General features: G+C 73.6%; 17 protein-coding genes and 1 pseudogene. 8 read left to right on the plus strand and 10 right to left on the minus strand.

Annotation, left to right across the window (positions count from 1 at the left end):
- Window positions 1-8: 8 nt before the first annotated feature.
- Both amaB and BMX65_RS08515 read left to right on the plus strand, forming a co-directional pair.
- Window positions 9-1,538: an L-piperidine-6-carboxylate dehydrogenase gene (amaB, locus tag BMX65_RS08510; protein ID WP_074999806.1), complete on the plus strand. Its 1,530-nt coding sequence runs from the start codon at window positions 9-11 to the stop codon at window positions 1,536-1,538.
- A 301-nt stretch (window positions 1,539-1,839) separates the two neighbouring features.
- Window positions 1,840-2,613, plus strand: a complete 774-nt coding sequence (locus tag BMX65_RS08515) for an SDR family NAD(P)-dependent oxidoreductase (protein WP_074999548.1) — start codon at window positions 1,840-1,842, stop codon at window positions 2,611-2,613.
- A gap of 145 nt (window positions 2,614-2,758) precedes the next feature.
- On the opposite strand, the gene BMX65_RS08520 is transcribed toward BMX65_RS08515, so the two are convergent.
- Together BMX65_RS08520 and BMX65_RS08525 are read right to left on the minus strand one after the other, a co-directional pair.
- A complete protein-coding gene (locus tag BMX65_RS08520) occupies window positions 2,759-3,079 on the minus strand; it encodes a hypothetical protein (protein WP_074999549.1) in 321 nt (106 codons plus the stop codon).
- A gap of 173 nt (window positions 3,080-3,252) precedes the next feature.
- Window positions 3,253-4,053 (minus strand): DUF1990 family protein, encoded by an 801-nt coding sequence (locus BMX65_RS08525; protein ID WP_239501899.1) that lies wholly within the window; start codon window positions 4,051-4,053, stop codon window positions 3,253-3,255.
- Between the two features lie 40 nt (window positions 4,054-4,093).
- On the opposite strand from BMX65_RS08525, the gene BMX65_RS08530 reads away from it, so the two are divergent.
- Both BMX65_RS08530 and BMX65_RS08535 read left to right on the plus strand, forming a co-directional pair.
- Window positions 4,094-4,384 (plus strand): hypothetical protein, encoded by a 291-nt coding sequence (locus BMX65_RS08530; protein WP_239501898.1) that lies wholly within the window; start codon window positions 4,094-4,096, stop codon window positions 4,382-4,384.
- Window positions 4,374-5,081 (plus strand): DUF1990 family protein, encoded by a 708-nt coding sequence (locus BMX65_RS08535; RefSeq protein ID WP_074999550.1) that lies wholly within the window; start codon window positions 4,374-4,376, stop codon window positions 5,079-5,081. Before BMX65_RS08530 ends, BMX65_RS08535 begins: the two co-directional genes overlap by 11 nt.
- 41 nt (window positions 5,082-5,122) lie before the next feature.
- Here the strand turns inward: BMX65_RS08535 and BMX65_RS08540 are convergent, their stop codons facing one another.
- The 3 genes from BMX65_RS08540 to BMX65_RS08550 form a co-directional block, all read right to left on the minus strand.
- Window positions 5,123-7,210 (minus strand): MMPL family transporter, encoded by a 2,088-nt coding sequence (locus tag BMX65_RS08540; RefSeq protein WP_074999551.1) that lies wholly within the window; start codon window positions 7,208-7,210, stop codon window positions 5,123-5,125.
- A 119-nt stretch (window positions 7,211-7,329) separates the two neighbouring features.
- Window positions 7,330-7,827 (minus strand): MarR family winged helix-turn-helix transcriptional regulator, encoded by a 498-nt coding sequence (locus BMX65_RS08545; protein ID WP_074999552.1) that lies wholly within the window; start codon window positions 7,825-7,827, stop codon window positions 7,330-7,332.
- Window positions 7,828-7,951: 124 nt separating this feature from the next.
- Window positions 7,952-8,485: a MarR family winged helix-turn-helix transcriptional regulator gene (locus BMX65_RS08550; protein ID WP_177214218.1), complete on the minus strand. Its 534-nt coding sequence runs from the start codon at window positions 8,483-8,485 to the stop codon at window positions 7,952-7,954.
- A 252-nt stretch (window positions 8,486-8,737) separates the two neighbouring features.
- Here BMX65_RS08550 and BMX65_RS08555 point away from each other — a divergent pair, with 252 nt between their 5' ends.
- From BMX65_RS08555 to BMX65_RS08565, 3 genes are all read left to right on the plus strand, one after another.
- On the plus strand, window positions 8,738-9,808 hold the full coding sequence (locus tag BMX65_RS08555; protein ID WP_074999553.1) for an alkene reductase: 1,071 nt from the start codon (window positions 8,738-8,740) through the stop codon (window positions 9,806-9,808).
- Between the two features lie 89 nt (window positions 9,809-9,897).
- Window positions 9,898-10,803, plus strand: a complete 906-nt coding sequence (locus BMX65_RS08560; protein WP_074999554.1) for an NADP-dependent oxidoreductase — start codon at window positions 9,898-9,900, stop codon at window positions 10,801-10,803.
- A gap of 137 nt (window positions 10,804-10,940) precedes the next feature.
- The gene (locus tag BMX65_RS08565) at window positions 10,941-11,735 is read left to right on the plus strand and encodes an alpha/beta fold hydrolase (protein WP_074999555.1); all 795 of its coding nucleotides are present in this window, start codon (window positions 10,941-10,943) and stop codon (window positions 11,733-11,735) included.
- Between the two features lie 141 nt (window positions 11,736-11,876).
- Here the strand turns inward: BMX65_RS08565 and BMX65_RS08570 are convergent, their stop codons facing one another.
- From BMX65_RS08570 to BMX65_RS08590, 5 genes and pseudogenes are all read right to left on the minus strand, one after another.
- The gene (locus tag BMX65_RS08570) at window positions 11,877-13,139 is read right to left on the minus strand and encodes a phospholipase D-like domain-containing protein (protein WP_074999556.1); all 1,263 of its coding nucleotides are present in this window, start codon (window positions 13,137-13,139) and stop codon (window positions 11,877-11,879) included.
- 461 nt (window positions 13,140-13,600) lie between these two features.
- The gene (locus tag BMX65_RS08575) at window positions 13,601-13,930 is read right to left on the minus strand and encodes a DUF5133 domain-containing protein (protein WP_074999557.1); all 330 of its coding nucleotides are present in this window, start codon (window positions 13,928-13,930) and stop codon (window positions 13,601-13,603) included.
- An 857-nt stretch (window positions 13,931-14,787) separates the two neighbouring features.
- Window positions 14,788-15,630 (minus strand): annotated as a pseudogene (locus BMX65_RS08580) (SigB/SigF/SigG family RNA polymerase sigma factor); the annotation flags it as partial.
- A 224-nt stretch (window positions 15,631-15,854) separates the two neighbouring features.
- Entirely contained in the window at window positions 15,855-16,229 is a 375-nt protein-coding gene (locus BMX65_RS08585; RefSeq protein WP_074999559.1) for an ATP-binding protein, read from the minus strand.
- 174 nt (window positions 16,230-16,403) lie between these two features.
- A complete protein-coding gene (locus tag BMX65_RS08590; protein ID WP_074999560.1) occupies window positions 16,404-16,646 on the minus strand; it encodes a DUF6411 family protein in 243 nt (80 codons plus the stop codon).
- Window positions 16,647-17,041: 395 nt separating this feature from the next.
- On the opposite strand from BMX65_RS08590, the gene BMX65_RS08595 reads away from it, so the two are divergent.
- Window positions 17,042-17,956 carry an AurF N-oxygenase family protein gene (locus BMX65_RS08595; RefSeq protein ID WP_074999561.1) on the plus strand — a complete coding sequence of 305 codons (915 nt, stop codon included), beginning with the start codon at window positions 17,042-17,044 and terminating at the stop codon, window positions 17,954-17,956.
- Window positions 17,957-17,979: the final 23 nt, after the last annotated feature.

The raw sequence follows: 17,979 nt of genomic DNA on the forward strand, positions 1-17,979 counted from the left end.
GGATGACCATGACCAGCACCGCCCTGCCCAGTACGGACGACCTGCGGGCCCGCGCCCGCGCCCGCCTCGACGCGATCGGCGTGCGGATCCCGGAAGGCAGCGACTTCCCGGCCCGGACCCCGCTCACCGGGGAGCGCCTCTTCGGGCTCCGGGCCGCCACCGCTGCCGACACCGAGAGGGCCGTCGCCGAAGCGCGCGCGGCGTTCCTCACCTGGCGCAGTACGCCCGCACCGCACCGCGGGGAACTCGTACGCAGGCTCGGAGAGCTGCTGCGCGAGCACAAGAGCGACCTCGCCGATCTCGTGACGATCGAGGCGGGCAAGATCAGGTCCGAATCCCTGGGCGAGGTCCAGGAGATGATCGACATCTGCGACTTCGCCGTCGGTCTGTCGCGGCAGTTGTACGGTCGCACCATCGCCTCCGAGCGCCCCGGGCACCGACTCGCCGAGACCTGGCACCCGCTCGGGGTGGTCGGCGTCATCTCCGCCTTCAACTTCCCCGCGGCCGTGTGGTCGTGGAACACCGCTGTCGCGCTGGCCTGCGGGGACACGGTCGTCTGGAAGCCCTCGGAGCTGACCCCGCTCACCTCCCTGGCCTGCGACCGCCTGCTGGCCCGCGCCGCCGACGACATCGGGGCGCCCCCTGCGGTGCACCGCCTGCTGCTCGGCGACCGGTCGGTCGGCCGGCAGCTCGTGGACGACCCGCGGATCGCCCTGCTCAGCGCCACCGGTTCGACCCGCATGGGCCGCGAGACAGCGCCCCGCGTCGCGGCCCGGCTCGGCCGCAGCCTGCTGGAACTCGGCGGCAACAACGCCGCGATCGTCGCCCCGTCGGCCGATCTCGACCTCGCCGTGCAGGGGATCGTCTTCGCCGCGGCGGGCACCGCGGGGCAGCGCTGCACGACCCTGCGCCGCCTCCTCGTCCACCGGGACGTCGCCGAGACGCTGACCGCGCGGCTGGTGGCGGCCTACCGCACGCTGCCGGTCGGCGACCCGTTCGACGACCGCACGCTGGTCGGTCCGCTGATCTCCCTCCCGGCCCTGGAGGAGATGGACGGCGCGCTGGCCCGGGCCCGGGCGGCGGGAGGCGAGATCCTGGCCGGAGGCCGCCGCAGGCTCGCTGACGCCGCCCCGGGAGCCGCCTACTGCGAACCGGCTCTGGTCCGCGTCGAGGAGCAGTTCGACGTCGTACGGGAAGAGACCTTCGCACCGATCCTCTACGTCCTCGCCTACGACACCCTCGAGGAAGCGCTGGCTCTGCACAACGACGTCCCGCAGGGCCTCTCCTCCAGCATCTTCACCCGGGACCAGCGGGAGGCCGAGGTCTTCCTCTCCGCCGCGGGCTCCGACTGCGGAATCGCCAACGTCAACATCGGTACCTCGGGAGCGGAGATCGGCGGGGCCTTCGGCGGGGAGAAGGACACCGGCGGCGGGCGCGAGTCGGGCTCCGACGCCTGGAAGTCCTACATGCGCTCGGCGACCAGCACCGTCAACTACTCCGGTGAACTCTCCCTGGCCCAGAACGTCAGCTTCCTGTGAACGGCAGCTTCCCCCGTGCACGACCGCTTCCTGTACGCGGCGGCCTCCCGTGCGCGCCGGACGGGCCGGTCCGCATGCCGCACCCGCAGCAGCCCGCGGCGGCCCTCGCAAGTCCAGGCGGACGGCGGCACGGGGCGGCACGGGGCGCGCCCGGCGGGACGCATGCGGCCGGGCCGGCGCCTCGTGCCGGAGCGGCTGACCGCGTCCGGCGGCGCTCTTCCGGGGCCGCCGCCCGCAGGACCGGGGGCCCGCATACCCTGGCCGGAGCCCACCGCAGGTCCCAGAGCATCCAGGAGCGTCGATGAGCGCCGCCTCGCCCAGCACCCCGTCCCGCACCGCTGTCGTCACCGGAGCGAGCAGCGGCATCGGTGCCGCCACCGCACGCCACCTGGCGGCGGCCGGCCACCGGGTCGTGCTGGCCGCGCGCCGCACGGAGCGCATCGCAGCGCTCGCCGCCGAGCTCGTCGAGGCGGGTCAGCAGGCCGAGGCCCACGCCCTGGACGTGACGGACCGGGCGGCGGTCGACGCGTTCGCCGAGCGGTTCGAGACGCTGGAGGTGCTGGTCAACAACGCGGGCGGGGCGCTGGGAGCGGACCCGGTCGCCTCCGGCGACCCCGAGGACTGGCGGCGGATGTACGAGACCAACGTGCTGGGCACCCTGCACACCACGCAGGCGCTGCTGCCCGCGCTGACCGCCGGCGAGGGCACCGTCGTGGTGCTCTCCTCCACCGCGGGCCTCGCGACGTACGAGGGCGGGGCCGGGTACGTCGCGGCGAAGCACGCCCAGCACGTGCTCGCCGAGACACTGCGTCTGGAGATCGTCGGCAGCCCCGTCCGGGTGATCGAGATCGCGCCCGGGATGGTCCGGACCGACGAGTTCGCCCTCACCCGCTTCCGCGGCGACGAGGAGAAGGCCGCACGGGTGTACGCGGGTGTGGCCGAGCCGCTGACCGCGGACGACGTGGCGGACACCATCGCGTGGTGCGTCTCCCGGCCGAGCCACGTCAACGTCGACCTGCTGGTGGTCCGCCCGCGCGCACAGGCGTCCAACACGAAGGTGCACCGCGAACCGTGACCCGGCGCGGGCCTGCCGCCGTGATCCCGCGGGCCCGCCGCGGCCGTCCCGTCCGGCGGCTGCCCGGGCCCGTGCGCGCCGGGCCCGTGCGCGCCGGGCCCGTGCGTGCCGGGCACGGCGGCGCGGGGACCTGCGGCCGGGGCGGTCACTCCATCGGCACGCCCACCGTCACCTCGACCTCGTCCCCCAGGGCGCGGAAGCCCCGGACGAGCCAGGTCCGCTCCGGCAGCCGGGTGCCCGCACGCGTGGTGTGGCCGGAGACGACGAGGACGGCCTCACCGTTGGAGGAGACCAGGACCTCGGCGTCGGTTGCGGCCCCGTCCGCGAACCGCAGCAGCAGTCCGGTGGCGAGCGGGTCCTCGGCATAGGCCGCGGGCCTGCTCAGCCCGTGGATGCGCACGGACGCGCCGCGGAAGAGGTGCGTGTAGGAGCAGACGGCGGTGTGCGGGGCGGCGTCAGGGGGCACCGGATCCTCCGGCTCGGTCAGGGCGGGCGGGGCTCGGACGGACGGCTCCGGTCACCACCCTCCCCCACCCGCCCCCGGTCCGCACGCATGGCCGGTCCGCACGCGTGGCGCCGCCCCGGGGCCCTGCCGCCGCGTTCGGCGGACGGTGCGGCGGCGGCCCGACGCCGCGGAGGTCAGCACCGGACGGCCGCCTCGCAGGAGGCTGCCGGGATGCCGCGGGTCTCGATGATGACGCCCCCTTCCACCCGGCCGCCCGCGATGGCGGCGGCGCCCAGGGCGAAGTGCACCCACATGTTGAACTGGATCTCCTTGGCCACCCGGAGCCGGCTGTAGAGCAGGTCGGCCCACCAGTCGCCGGCGCGCGACCACGCCTCGACGTGGAAGCGCAGTCCGTCCCCGGGGTCGTCGGCGGTGAACTGGATCTGCCCGGCCTCCAGATGCCCGTGCAGCGTGCCGAGCCGGATGGTGACCGGGTCGCGGTGGAGCACGCGCACCGGGCCGTCCCACGGGCCCGGCATCTGCACCCGGTACTCGTCGCCGGGACGCGCGGGCCCGGGCCCGCCGCGCGTCTTGTGGAAGACCGCCACGGTCGAGGGCGCCGGACGGTTGAGGTCGGCCGCGACCGCGCCGATCAGTTCCTCGGGGCCCATCCGGGCGCCCTGGATCCGGACGCCGAAGCGGCGGTGGAACATCGGCCCCACGCCGTCGGCGAGCCGCTTGGTGAGCTCGTCGACGCGGTCGGCGGGCAGCGGCGGCGGCAGGTCGCCGGAGTCCCCCGCCACCTCGCTGCGGTGCAGCGCGGTCACCCGCCACATGTACTCCCAGGACACCAGCAGGACACCGGCCGGGAAGCGCAGCAGGGTGCCGATCCGCCGCCGTGCGGACGGCCTGCCGGGCCGCCTGGCCGGTGTCCGGCCGGAGCCGTTCCGGGCCCGAGCCCCGCTTCCCGACCGCATCCGTCCCTGTAGCGACATAACACCTATGACACCATGAAAGCGATATGAGTGGGTATCAGTGGCACTCATCTCTCCCACCCGAACCCTGGAGGTCGGCGTGCTGTTCGAAAAGCTGGTGCACCGGATCGGGCTGCGCAGGACGCATCTGCAACTGGCGTCGATGGGGTCCGTCGGACTCTGCATCGTCTTCTGGATGCGGGCGGCGAGCTTCGACCAGGACGAGCGGGGCAACGCCGAGCGCCGCGCCCTGTTCGTCGGCCTGTGGGCGCCCACGCTGTGGGGGATCAGCCAGTCGCTGGACGACGCCCCCGCCGGACGCCCCCGGCCGGACGGCCCGCATGCTGCGTGAGGGGCGCCTCTACCGTGCGCCGGCGGTCGCCGCGCTGCACTCCCTGGCCGATCGTACGGTCAACTACGCCCCTGTGACCGGGAGTCGGGTGCCCACCTGGAACGCGCGCTGGCACATCGACTACCTCCGGCAGCCGCTCGCGCGGGAACCGGCGGGCGACCCCGTGCGGGGCGGCGCGTGGGACATCGCCTGCCGCCTGGTGCGCGACTACCAGTTCGCGGAGCCGTCGATCCTGCGCGCGCTCTACCGCGGCGACATGCCGCTGCTGGGCCGGGACATGCTGCTGGAGGGCCGGTTCGCCGGGCTGCGGTTCGACATGGGGGTCCGGGTGACGTCCGTGATCGACGAGACGCACGGCAGCGGCGCGGCGGAGTCCCGCGTGTGGGGCTGGGCCTACCGGACCCTCCAGGGCCATCTGGAGCAGGGCGAACTCGCCTACCAGGTCGTCAAGCGGCTGCGCACCGGCACGGTGGAGTTCCGTATCACCGGCCACTCGCGGCGGGCACCGCTGCCCAATCCGGTGGTGCGGACCGGCTTCGCGGTCTTCGGACGCTGGACGCAGCACCGCTTCTACCACGCGAGCGCCCGCAGACTGCGGCGGCTGCTGCGCGCGGAACTCGAGGGCGCGCCCCCGCTGGCGGCAGCGGCCCTGCCGGGCTACGACAACGTCGTGCTCGCGCCCACCCCGCGCCGCTGAACGCGTCGGCGGGCCCGCGACGCGCGCCGCCGACGAACGGTTCACCTGCGGCTGAGGACACCCGGCCACCAGGACATCGGGCCGATGTCCCGGACCAGCGCCGGCACCAGGAGGGAGCGCACCACCAGGGTGTCCAGGAGGACGCCGAAGGCGACGATGAAGGCGATCTGGGCGAGGAAGGCCAGCGGGATGACGGCGAGCGCCGCGAAGGTGGCGGCGAGCACGACACCCGCCGAGGTGATGACTCCGCCGGTGGCCGTCAGGCCGCGCAGCACGCCCTCCCGCACGCCGTGCCGCAGCGACTCCTCGCGGACCCGGGACATCAGGAAGATGTTGTAGTCCACGCCCAGGGCCACCAGGAAGACGAAGCCGTAGAGCGGTACCGAGGCGTCCGCTCCGCTGAAGCCGACCAGTTCCCGGAAGACCAGCGCGGAGACGCCCAGGGTGGCGAAGAAGCTGAGCGCGACGGTGGCCACCAGCAGGAGCGGCATCAGCAGCGAGCGCAGCAGCGCGACCAGGATGACCAGAATGATGACCAGGACCACCGGCACGATCAGCGCGCGGTCGCGTTCGGCCGTCCGCTGGGTGTCGTACTGCCGGGCCGTGTAGCCGCCGACCAGCGCGTCGGAGCCCGGGACGGCCCGCACCGCCTCGCGCAGCCGCTCGACCGTGCGCTTGGCGGCATCGCTGTCCGCGGCGTCCTCCAGGGTGACCTGGAGACGGACCCTGCCGTCCACGACCTGCGGCGCCTCGGCGTCCGGGCGGCCCTTGGCGCCCAGCGGCACGGCCGAGGCCACTCCTTCGGTGCCGAGCGCCGCCCGCCGCACCTTCGGGAGGGCCTGCTCGTCGGTGAGCACCGTGGCCGGGTTTCCGGAGCCGCCGGGGAAGTGCTCGCCGAGGGTCCGCTGGGCGGCGACGGACGGCGCGTCGTTGATGAAGATCTCGTCCAGCGGTACGCCCCGGGCGTTCAGCAGCGGCACGAAAGCACTCGCCGCGAGCAGCACCGCGAGCGTGCAGGCCCAGATCCTCCGGGGCGCTCGGTCCACGACGCGCGCCACCCGCGGCCAGACCCCGCCCGGTGCCGACGCCTCCCGCTGCTCCGGCGAGTGCGGCAGCCTGGCCGGCCAGTAGGCGAAGCGGCCGAGGAGTGCCAGTACCGCGGGGAGGAACGTCAGAGCGCTGAGGAGCGCGCAGACGATCCCGATGGAGCCCACGGGTCCCAGGGCGCGGTTGTTGGTCAGGTCGCTGAGCAGGAGGGCCAGCAGCCCGGCGACGACGGTGCCGGCACTGGCCAGTACCGGTCCGACGGACCGGCGCAGCGCGGCCCGGACGGCGGCCTCGCGACGGTGCCCCGCACGCAGTTCCTCCCGGAACCGCGCGGTCAGCAGCAGCGCGTAGTCCGTCGCCGCACCGATCACCAGGATGGACAGGATCCCCTGCACCTGGCCGTCGACGCGGACCATGTCGTGCCGGGCGAGCGCGTAGACGGCCGCGCAGGCCAGTCCGAGGGCGAAGACCGCACCGAGGATGATCACCAGGGGGAGCAGCACACTGCGGTAGACCAGGACGAGGATCAGCAGCACGGCGGCGAGGGCCACCCCCAGCAGCAGCCCGTCGATCCCGGCGAACGCGTCCGAGAGATCGGCCTGGGTGGCGGCCGGCCCGGCGAGGCGCACCGTCGTCCCGGGGACTTCCCCGGCGGCCGAGCGCAGCTTCTCCAGCGCCGCGGGGAGTTCCTCACCGAGGTCGGGGCGGAGCTGGACGACGCCCTGCAGTGCCGCCCCGTCCCGGGAGGGGACGGCGGGGGTGGGCGGACCGACCGCGCCGATGCGGTCGGCGGCCCGGTCGAGCGCGCGCGATGCGGCCCCGCGCTGCGCGCGGGTGACGGGCTGTTCGTCGCCGGACGTCCACACCACGATGGCGGGCAGGGTCTCCTGCTGGTCGAACGCCTTCTGCTGGTCCAGGACCTTGGTGGACTCGGCGCTGCGCGGCAGGAAGGCGGCCTCGTCGTTGGTGGCGACCTCGCCGAGCTTCCCGGCGAACGGTCCCAGCGCGCCGCCGACGGCGATCCAGACGACGAGCAGCAGAATCGGGACCGAGAGGCGGGCGAGACGCGGCGCGGACGGCATGCATCCTCCGGGGGTGGGCGCGGGCAAACCAGTTCAACGATTGGCTATCTTAATCATTGAATTAATCTGCTCCGCATGCCGCCGCCACCGCGACTGCGCACACCGCCACCGCGGAGCCGTCAGTTCCCGCCCTCGCGGAGGGCGGAGAGCTCCTGGTTCAGCAGGGTGAGGAAGCGCAGCGCCACGCGCTGTTCCTCGTCGTCGAGTTGCGAGCGGGCGCGGTCGGTCGCCTGCGCCAGCGGCCGGAAGTACCCGCGCGCAGCCGCCCGCGCGTCGCTGGGGTAGTGCAGGCGGACCACCCGCCGGTCGGCCGGATCCCGGGAGCGCCGCACGTGCCCGGCCCGCTCCAGCCGGTCCAGACAGGCCGTCACCGCACCGGAGGTGAGCCCCAGATGCTCCCGCAGCAGCCCCGGGGTGAGCGGCTCCTCCGCGTCGAGGATCGCGGCCAGCGCGGCGGCGTCGGTGGCGTGCAGCCCCTGGGCGGCGGCGAACCCGTGGACCAGTCGGCCGAATTCTCCGTTCATCCTCCGCAGCGCCACGGCGAACTGCTGGAGATCCGCGGAGCCGGTCCCGGCGGTGCCGCCGTCCGCCTGCCGGCCCCCGTCTGCACTGGTCATCCGGCCACTCTATAGAAGAGCCCGACCATACGGCCGCCCGCACGGAGGCCCCGGGTCCGGGCAGCGGCAGGCCGGGATCCACTGGCGGCCTGTTGCGGCCGGCACCGTCGCCTGCGCGTGGTGCTCAGCGTTCTGCGCGCGGCTCTTCGGGCTGGGCGGCGGCTTGCACCAGGTTGTGCTCCAGCCGCTCCAGGGCGGCGAGTGCGTCGGCGCGCTCACCGTCGGAGAGACCCGCGGTCGAGATGTCCTCGAGTTGGCTCCAGACCTGCTCGACTTCACGGCGCAGGGCGTGGCTGGCAGCCGTGGGCTCGATGAGCGAGGCCCGTTTGTCGGTGGGCGAGGGGCGGCGGCGGACGAAGCCGGCCTGCTCGAGGCGGCGGACGGTGCGGGTCATGGTGGCGGCGTCGGAGTCCATCAGGCGCACCAGGTCGATCTGCCGCTGGGCGCCGAGTTCCCACAGGTGCATCATGACCAGCTCCTGCCCCGGGTGCAGGCCGATGCGGCGCAGCAACTGCCCCGCGTACATGCGGTGCAGGCGGGCCAGCCGGAAGATCGCATGGCTGATCGGCCCGCTGCCGGCCGCACCCGGGACCGGGACGGCGGCCTGCTGTGCCGTCACTCCGGAGCTCCGACCGGCTTCGGGTGTGGACTCGGCCATCTCTTCCTCACTCTCCTGCTTGGACAGTGCAACCCTACCGCGGATCAGTGACTCAGAGGAGTGTTCCGGCCCCTCGAGAGGCGCTTATGCCCAGGTAGAAGCGTGTTACTTGCTTCACTTCTGCCTCCGGGAAGCAGCACCAGGGGAATTTACTGTCCGGACAAGTGTTTTACTTGCTCAGACAGGCAATGGCGTGCCGACATCCCGTGGCCCGCCATGCGAGAAACGTCCCGCACTCCGAGGGAGAGGCTCATGACCACTGCTTTCGAACCCGTCGTCCTGGGCGGCAGGCCCCTGGCCAATCGCGTCGTGATGGCACCGATGACCCGCAGCCGTGCCTACGGGCCCGGCGCCGAACCGACCGAGTTGATGGCGACGTACTACGCGCAGCGCGCCGGCGCCGGACTGATCGTCACGGAGGGCATCCAGCCCTCGGCGGCCGGGCAGGGCTACCCCGACACCCCGGGGCTGCACACGCCCGGGCAGGTGCGGGCGTGGCGGACGGTGACCGACGCAGTGCACCGCGCGGGCTGCGTGATCTTCGCGCAGCTGATGCACACCGGACGGATCGGCCACCCCAGCCTGCTTCCCGAGGGCCTGGTACCGCAGGCTCCGTCGGCGGTGGCCGCCAAGGGCCAGGTCTTCACCCACGAAGGGCCGAAGGACTTCGTGACGCCGAAGGCGCTGAGCGGGACGGACGTCGAGGAGGCGATCGCCGACTTCGCCGCCGCGGCCCGCAACGCGATCGAGGCCGGCTTCGACGGTGTGGAGATCCACGGCGCCAACGGCTACCTGATCCACCAGTTCCTCGCGGACAACACCAACCGCCGCAGCGATGCCTGGGGCGGATCGACCCGAGGGCGCATCCGGTTCGCCGCCGAGGTCGCCGCAGCCGTGGCCGCGTCGATCGGCAGCCACCGCGTGGGCCTGCGGATCTCTCCCGGGAACCGGTACAACGACATCGTCGAGGACCACCCGGGCGAGGTGTACGGGGCCCTGCTGGAGCGGCTCGCCGACCTGGATCTGGCCTACCTGCACCTGATGGAGGGCCCGGACTCCGAACTGACCGCGCGGCTGCGCGCGGCATGGCCCGGCCCGTTCGTGCTCAATCCGTTCACCCACCCCGACGCCACCGGCCCGGATGCGCTGAAGCTGGTCGAGGACGGCAGCGCGGACATGGTCGCCTACGGGGCACTGTTCCTGGCCAACCCCGACCTGCCCCGGCGGCTGGCCGCCGGCGGCCCGTTCAACGCCCCGGACAGGGCCACCTTCTACGGCGGCGACCACCGCGGATACACCGACTACCCCGCCCTCACCGCCTGAGCGGGCCGCGCCGGGGCCGCACAGCGCGCCGGAGCGCATGCGGTCCGCCCCCTGCCCCTTTCCCCTCCGCCTCCACCAGGGAGTCCCTGATGTCCAGAGCAATCACTTTCTCCGCGTACGGCGCTCCCGAAGTGCTGCGGCTTTCGCAGGTCACCGCGCCGGAGCCCGGCCCGGGCCAGGTCCGGATCCGCGTGCGGGCCGCTTCCGTGAACCCGCTCGACATGAAGATCCGGTCCGGTCTGATGGCCGGCACCGTCCCGGCCCGCTTTCCCGTGGTCCCCGGCCTCGACGCGGCCGGCGTCGTCGACGCCGTCGGCGAGGGGGCCGATGCGGCCGTCGGCGACGAGGTCCTCGGCGCCGCCGTCGGCGGCGGCTACGCCCAGTACGCCCTGCTCGACCGGCCGGTCGCCAAGCCCGCAGCACTCTCGTGGGAGGTGGCCGCTTCGCTGGTCACCGTCGGGCGGACCGCGCTCCGTGTCCTGAGGCAACTGGACGTGCGGAGGGGACAGACCCTCCTCGTCCACGGCGCCGGTGGCAGCGTGGGCTTCGTCACGGTGCAGTTGGCCGTCGCCCGCGGCATCACCGTCATCGGAACAGCCGGGGAGCACGACATCGAGCGCGTCGGGGCGGCGGGAGCCACCGCGGTGCGCTATGGCGACGGCTGGGTGGAGCGCGTGCGGGCAGCGGCGGCACACGGAGTCGACTCCGTCCTCGACGCCTCCGGGGCGGGCGTCCTCGCCGACTCCGCAGCTCTGGCCGGGGACAGCGCGCACGTCCTCACCATCGCCGACATGACGGCCGCACAGCACGGTGTCCGCTTCAGTGCCGACGGTCCCGGCCAGGCACCGGAGGATCTGCCGCTGCTGGCCGAGTCGGCCGCCTCCGGCACGCTGACCCTGCCCGTCCGGCGGACCTACCCGCTCGAGCAGGCCGCCACCGCGCACGCCGACCTGGAAGCCCGCCGCATCCGGGGCAAAGCCGTCCTGCTGCCCTGACCTGACCTGCCGCCACGCCCGCCCGAGCGGACGCGGCGCCCCCGGGGCCCGCGGCCCGGATCCCCTGACGGCCGCGCCCCACCACCGCACCCACCGGATCCGTCCTTCCCCGGAGATCCGCACAGAAGGGAACACCCATGTCCGCACACCCCCTGCCGACCGCCGCCTTTGCCCGCACCGTCCGGGGCTCCGGCCCCGGCCTCGCCCTGGCCCACGGTGCCGGCAGCAGCATCGACGGCACCTACGGCCCGATCCTGGAGGGCCTGGCAGCGCACCACACCGTCGTCGGCGTCGACTACCCCGGAAGCGGAGACACCCCCCGCTCCACCGAGCCGCTGTCGCTGGACGAGCTGGCCGACCAACTCGTGGCCGCCGCAGTCGCCGAGGGGCAGGACACCTTCGCGCTGTCCGGCTACTCCCTCGGCGGCCCCGTCGCCGTCCGCGCGGCCGCCCGCCACCCCGAGCGTGTCACCGCGCTCGTGCTGACCGCCACCTTCCCCCACCGGGACAACCGGCTGGTGCTCGCCACCTCGCTGTGGCGCGAGCTGGCCGCGTCAGGCGAGCGTGCACGGCTGGCCGAGTTCCTGACGATGATGGCGCTGGGCGCCGACGCCCTGGAGGGAATGCCGGGCGAGCAGCTCCGCCGGGCCGTCGGCTTCACCGCCGCCTCCGTCGCCGAAGGCACACCCGAGCACGCCGATCTGGCTCGTCGGGCCGATGTCCGCGACGACCTGCCGCACATCAAGGCGCCCACCCTCGTCGTCTCCACCACCCAGGACTGGTTCACCTCGACCCGCCTGCACCGCCGGCTCGCCGACGGCATCCCCGGGGCCCGGCTCGTGGAGATACCCACCGGTCATCTGCCGATGGTGGAACGGCCCGCGGAATGGCAGCAGCTCATCACCGACTTCACCGGCCGGCACAGCGTCTGAGCACCGGCGGCGTCCGCGCCGGAAGTACCCGCACGGCCGCACGGCGGACGGTGACGGTCTTCCGGCGCGGCGCTCCCGGAGCGCGCCACCACCCCGCCTCGCTCCCGGGGCGGGTGTGCTGCCGCTGCCCCGGCGCCCGCCCTACAGGAACCGGCGGATGGGGAGCACCGCCGCCTCCTTGAGGCGCTCCACACCCGGGCGCCGCCGCCAGCGGCCGGTGGTGATGCGCTCCGCGTCGGCCCAGTCCGCCGCGAAGTGGTCGTCGAGCGTCGCCGTGAACCGCTCGTCGATGACGGCCAGCATCACCTCCTCGTCGTGTTCGAGGGAACGGCGGTTGAGGTTCGTGGAGCCGGTGAGGGCGACGATGCGGTCGACGGTGACGACCTTGGCGTGCATCATCGTGGGCCGGTACTCGGCGATCCGGACACCGGCGCGGAGCAGATCGTCGTAGGCGCGTCTGCCGCCCAGCCGGGAGACGCGCTTGTCGGTGTGCGGGCCCGGGAGCAGGATCTCGACCCGCACACCGCGCCGCGCCGTCCGGCACATCAGCTCGACGAAGTAGTCGTCCGGGGTGAAGTAGGCCGTGCACAGCCGCACCCGCTCGCGTGCCGACTCCAGCACGACGCGCAGCAGCGTCTGCATGTCCTGCCACCCGAAGCTCGCCGAGCCGCGGACGACCTGGACGACGGCGGTACCGGGGGCGTCGTGTTCGACGAACCGGTCGGCCTCGTCGAAGAGTTCGTCGTGGCATTCGGCCCAGTTCTGGGCGAAGGCGGCCGAGACGCCGTCGACCGCGGGACCGCGCACCTCGACATGGGTGTCACGCCACTCCCCCGGGTGCCGCGCGTCCCCGCACCACTCCTCCGCGATGCCGACGCCGCCGGTGAAGGCGGTGCGCTCGTCGACGACGAGGGCCTTGCGGTGACAGCGGTGGTTCTGCTTGAAGGGCGAGACCCACATCGGCTTGCGGAACCACTGCACGGCGACGCCCGCCCGTTCCATGTCCGCCAGCAGGGACTTCTCGATGGGCCTGCTGCCGAAGCCGTCCAGAAGCAGCCGGACCCGCACGCCGTTCCGCGCCCGCTCGCCGAGCGCATGGGCGAATTCGTGCGCGATCTCTCCCTGCCAGTACACGAACGTCATCATGTCGATGGTGTGCTGCGCTTCCCGGATCGCCCGGAGCATGGCGGGGAAGATCTCGTCACCGTTGCGGAGGACCCGCAGTGCGTTGCCCTCGGTGGCTGCCATGCCGATCAGCCGCTCCAGGCGTCTGCGTATGTACTGTTCGCGCTCGCCTGCCGACGCCGCGGACCGGTCCTCGGCGCCGTCGGCCGCCGGAGCGCGGGCCGGCCGCTCGGCAGCGGGCGCGGCGGCAGCCGGCGCGGTCGCTGCGTCTCCCGGCACTGCCGGGTCCTGCGCCGTCACCGTCTCACCGGTCCGGACAGCGGACGGCGGGGGCGCGGGTCCACGCCACGGACCGGGCGCACGCCTGCCCCCGCCGCGGAGCGTGCCGCCGCTTCGGGAGCGGTGCATCCGGGTGCGGCGGGCGGTACCGGGGTTCCCGGCGCGGTCAGGGCTGTCATGGAACGGGGGTCCTTTCGACGGGGGGGGGCGGTGCGAGCGGGACCGGCTCACCGGCAAGACGGTGGGACGGTGGGGCTGTCATCCGGTCCGCAGGCAGCGCGCGGCCCTGCCGCGCACTGCGGCAGGGCCGGACGTACCGGCGTACCGGGCCGAGGGGTGAGCCGGACGGGCCGCGCAGCCGGACCGGCGGGACCGGACGGAGGCCGCCGGGGGACGCGGACCCTCTTCCCGTACCGGCGTACCGGCGTACGGGCGGGCGGCGCCGCCGGTCCGGCACGCGCTCATACCGCAGCGGCCGGCCGAGGCGTCTGCTGCGGCGCCTCCGGAGCCGCGACGACCCTCACCGCGAGCTCCGGCGGCTCGGGGTGGTCCGCGGGCGCGTCCGCGGCGGACAGCAGCGAGTCGTCGCCGACGCGGGCGCCGGGCAGCCGGTGCCGGGCTGCCACGAGAGCCGTGTCGATGTCCCGGGTACCGGTCGAGACGCACAGCGTGTAGGCGATGTCGTTCATGCGCTGCCGCACCTCGGGGGAACCGTCCTCGGCCCGCAGGACGCTCAGTGCCGCGTACTGCTCGACGAGATCACGGAGGACGGCAGGGTGCGCGAGCAGCATGGGAAGGTTCCTTTCCGGAGGTGTGGAGGCGAAGCGGCCCGTACGGGCGGTCCGGCCGGGGAGCGTGCGGACCCCGGCTGCGCCGGGTGGCGGGCGGGGCGCCGGGCGGCGTCCCGCGCCAGGGAGCGGAGACGCCCGGGATCCGCTGCGGGGTTCCCGCGGACGCGGCGGTCTCGCCGGGCCGGGTACCGGTCAGCACACATGGGCTCTCCTCCTCCCGCTGTCATCGACGGTGCACAGCGCGGGGAGAGCCGGCTCGGGAGCACACGCGGGCCACGAGTGGGCATCTCCTCCGCGTATGTGCCTGTTCTCCCAAGCACGTGACCGCACTTCTCACCGGCTTCGGCGGCGGTAAACCTCACGCCTCGCAGGGCTGCGGGACCGGGCCGTACGCGGAGCCCGCGCGCGGCAGGCCGCACCGGCGGGCCGGTGCCGCCGGAGTGGCGTACCGGTCAGGCGGTGCGGCAGCCCTGCGCGGAACCCGCTGCCGCGGCGGCGCGCTGCACGGGGGCGTGGGGCCGGGATTCCGCCCAGCGCGTCAGCTCGGCCGCGCGGTAGAGGAGTTCGGCGCCCCGCTTCCCCGCGGCCGCGGGGAACCTCTCGTCGTTGGCGCGCGCCCAGCGCAGCGCGGCGAGGGAGATGCCGGGCAGCAGCCGCTCATGGGCCTGCCGCAGCCCCAGCAGTTCCTGCTCCTCCGGTTCCGCGTCCGGTCGGCCTGCGGTGCCGGAGGAGCGCCCGTCGCGGTCCGCGGAGGCCGGCGGGGTGTCCGGCGCGGGGCGCGGAGCCTGCGGGGAGGACGAGCTCCGGGCGCCGGCTGCGGGCCCGGAGCGCGCACCGGGCCGGTCGGGCTGCTGCGTCATGGCGGCGCGCAGCCGCGTCAACAGGCGGCTGAGGAGCCGGGAGACGTGCATCTGCGAGACCCCCAGCCGTTCGCCGATCTCGGCCTGGGTGAGTTCGTCCACGAAGCGGTGGTGGAGCAGGATCCGGTCGCGTTCCTCCAGTTCCGCGATCAGCGGGGCCAGCGTCTGGAAGTCCTCCACCAGTTCGAACGCGGGGTCGGGCCCTCCGATGCAGTCGGCCAGGGCCCGGCCGCCCTCGTCGGCCCCGCCTGCGACCGCGGCGTCCAGGGAGGTGGTGGTGTAGCCGTTGGCGGCCTTCCGCGCCTCGATGACCTCGCTCTCGGGCAGCGACATGAGCGCCGCCAGTTCCGCCACGGTCGGCTCCCGGTCGAGCCGGGAGCGCAGTTCCTCGTCGGCGCGGGCGAGCTGCTCCCTGGCCTCCTGGAGCCGCCGGGGTACGTGCACCGCCCAGGTGGTGTCGCGGAAGAACCGCCGGATCTCCCCCACGATGCACGGGACGGCGAACGTGGTGAAGGCGACCTCCCGCGAGACCTGGAACCGCTCGATGGCCTTGATCAGCCCGATCGTGCCGACCTGGACGACGTCCTCCAGGTCCTCGGGACGGGTGGAGAACCTGGATGCCGCGTAGCGGACCAGGGACAGGTTCATCTCGATGAGGGTGTTGCGCACGTACTGGTACGCGTCCGTGCCCTCCTCCAGTTCGTCCAGCCGGGCGAGGAACTGCTTGGTCAGCGCCCGGGCGTCCTTGGCCGGGACCCGGGAGGGCGACTCGATCACGGGGAGACCGGTACCTCCGGAAGAGCCGGTGTGCCCGCGTACCGCCGAATCGGTCACCGTCATGAGCGCCTCATCTCCCTCGGACTGCGCGCCGACTTCCGTGCGCGGCGGCCGCTTCCCGGCCGCACTCTCCACCTGCCCGCGAAACGCGAGGTCATGGCACCCGAATCGGCGATCTCTCGCACACGAACCGTCGCCGCGCGGCGCCCCGTCGGGTCCGGAAGCCGCCGCTGCAGGGATGTGCAGGGCAACTCCCGGCCCGGCGAGGGCGCATCGGGAGTGCGCGCTCAGGCAGCCTGCGCGGGCAGGTCGGGCCAGCGCGCACTGATCGTCTTGCCGGGGCCGTCGACGGTGACTTCCACCGAAGGGGTGAGCGCGTGCACCAGGTGCATGCCCCATCCGCCCGACCCGTCCAGCGCGCCGCTGCGCACGCCGGGGAGTTCCCGGCTCGCGTCCCGCACCTCGGCGCTCAGGACGCCGCCGGTCCGGTCGATCACCAGCAGCCAGGGGCCCGGTGTGTGGCGTTCGGCGTTGACGACGAGCTCGGTGACCACGGTTCCCACCGTCGCGGCGTCGACGGTGGGGCAGTGTGCCGCCACATAGGCAACGGCCAGGGCACGTGCGTCGGCGACGGACGCTTCGTCGGAATGAAGTGACAACACGATGTTCCTCCTCTTCCGTTCGCCTCCCGTATGCCCGACCGCACCGCTCGACACACGCCGCGACCTGTCCGGCTGTGAGACACGGGCGAGGTGGAATGTCACCTTTTCCTACCGTCATACACCGACAGTTCGCCGACCGCTGTGCGGCCGGCGGACCGACGGGGCAGGCCGCACTCAGAGCGGAAAGCGCCCGCGCGCCCTGCGCCCTGCCGAACCACTCCGCCCGACGGCCTTCTGGCTGCTGCGGAACGGCTTGCTGAACAACCGGCCCAGCACCCCCGGGGCCTTGCCCGCGGTGCGACTTCCGACACCCAGCGTCCGCTGGGTCCCCCGCTCGGGTCGGCGGGACAACCGCGGTGCGAGAAATGCCAGCACGAGCAGAACCACGCACACCGCGACGATGCCAACGACGGCCATGATGCAGCACCCTCCCTCAATTCGGCGGTCGTCGCGCCGGATGCGCGGCACCGCGTCGGAGGACGCCGGGTGTCCGCCGCCCCGCGGGGCAAACCGGCGGGCATCCGCGGCCGGGCGCACCAGGACGTCTCATGCTTCCCGACGGGGGCGGCTCCGGTGGAGGAAGCCGTTCGCCGCCGCCTTCTTACTGGAGGGTAGGCACGACCCACCCCTTGTTATACAGTCCGTCTAACAAGAGAGTCCGGGGTGCCTCCGCGGTCCGCTCCGCCGAGCGCGCCGGCGGCCCGGACCGCGGAGTCTGCGTCCGGGCCCCGCCGACCACCGGCACACCAGCGCCCGTACCGCACCGACGGGGGCCGGGAACGGCCCGCTGTCCGAACCCGAGGAGTCGCAGCATGGCAAGCAGCATCACCCGCCCGGACCTTCCGCAGCTCTCCGAGGAGGAGGGTGTCGCCCGCCGGCTGCTGGACTCCTCGGCGAAGCTGTCCTACGACCCGCTCACCGAAGTCGACTGGGACACCCCGCTGGACGAGGACTTCCACGGCACGAGCCCGGAGTGGAGCACCCTGTTCGGCACCGCCTACTGGGCGGAACTGACCGACGCGCAGCGCAAGGAACTCACCCGCCAGGAAGCCGCCTCCGTGGCCGGCACCGGCATCTGGTTCGAGATGATCCTGCAGCAGATGATCCTGCGCGACGTCTACGCCAAGGATCCGTCCCAGGAGACCGTCCAGTGGGCGCTGACCGAGATCGCCGACGAGTGCCGGCACTCGATCATGTTCGCCCGCGGGGCCAAGAAGCTCCGGGCGCCCGCCTACCAGCCGCGCCGCGTGGCCCGCGAACTCGGCCGGGCCTTCAAGACCCTCGCCTTCGGGGAGGCCGCCTACGCCGCGATCCTGGTGGCCGAGGAGGTCCTCGACGTCATGCAGCGCGACTGGATGCGGGACGAGCGGGTCGTGCCGTTCGTCCGCACCATCAACAACATCCACGTCGTCGAGGAGTCGCGGCACATGAAGTTCGCGCGCGACGAGACGCGCAAGCGGCTGGCCGAGGCCGGTTGGCTGCGCCGCCAGCTCAACGCGTTCGTCATCGCCGTCGCCTCCTACGTGATCGTCACCAGCATGGTGAACCGGAAGGTGTACGCCACCGCCGGTCTGGACCAGAGCCGCGCGCTCCGCGAGGCGGCGGCCAACGAGCACCACAAGTCCATGCTCCGGTCGAGCTGCGCGGGACTGATGGAGTTCCTGGCCTCGGCCCGGCTGCTGACCAAACCGGCGCTGGTCTTCTACAAGCGCGCCCACCTGATCTGACCCCGCCCGCCCGCGCCGCGGCA

It is taken from the genome of Streptomyces qinglanensis (genome assembly GCF_900111245.1).
GTDB lineage: Bacteria > Actinomycetota > Actinomycetes > Streptomycetales > Streptomycetaceae > Streptomyces > Streptomyces qinglanensis.

Excerpts from the sequence above, each read along its gene's own strand:
- amaB (WP_074999806.1), top strand. The coding sequence starts at position 9 with ATGACCAGCACCGCCCTGCCCAGTACGGACGACCTGCGGGCCCGCGCC.
- BMX65_RS08515 (WP_074999548.1), top strand. The coding sequence starts at position 1,840 with ATGAGCGCCGCCTCGCCCAGCACCCCGTCCCGCACCGCTGTCGTCACC.
- BMX65_RS08525 (WP_239501899.1), bottom strand. The coding sequence starts at position 4,053 with ATGTCGCTACAGGGACGGATGCGGTCGGGAAGCGGGGCTCGGGCCCGG.
- BMX65_RS08535 (WP_074999550.1), top strand. The coding sequence starts at position 4,374 with ATGCTGCGTGAGGGGCGCCTCTACCGTGCGCCGGCGGTCGCCGCGCTG.
- BMX65_RS08540 (WP_074999551.1), bottom strand. The coding sequence starts at position 7,210 with ATGCCGTCCGCGCCGCGTCTCGCCCGCCTCTCGGTCCCGATTCTGCTG.
- BMX65_RS08545 (WP_074999552.1), bottom strand. The coding sequence starts at position 7,827 with ATGACCAGTGCAGACGGGGGCCGGCAGGCGGACGGCGGCACCGCCGGG.
- BMX65_RS08550 (WP_177214218.1), bottom strand. The coding sequence starts at position 8,485 with ATGGCCGAGTCCACACCCGAAGCCGGTCGGAGCTCCGGAGTGACGGCA.
- BMX65_RS08555 (WP_074999553.1), top strand. The coding sequence starts at position 8,738 with ATGACCACTGCTTTCGAACCCGTCGTCCTGGGCGGCAGGCCCCTGGCC.
- BMX65_RS08560 (WP_074999554.1), top strand. The coding sequence starts at position 9,898 with ATGTCCAGAGCAATCACTTTCTCCGCGTACGGCGCTCCCGAAGTGCTG.
- BMX65_RS08565 (WP_074999555.1), top strand. The coding sequence starts at position 10,941 with ATGTCCGCACACCCCCTGCCGACCGCCGCCTTTGCCCGCACCGTCCGG.
- BMX65_RS08575 (WP_074999557.1), bottom strand. The coding sequence starts at position 13,930 with ATGCTGCTCGCGCACCCTGCCGTCCTCCGTGATCTCGTCGAGCAGTAC.
- BMX65_RS08590 (WP_074999560.1), bottom strand. The coding sequence starts at position 16,646 with ATGGCCGTCGTTGGCATCGTCGCGGTGTGCGTGGTTCTGCTCGTGCTG.
- BMX65_RS08595 (WP_074999561.1), top strand. The coding sequence starts at position 17,042 with ATGGCAAGCAGCATCACCCGCCCGGACCTTCCGCAGCTCTCCGAGGAG.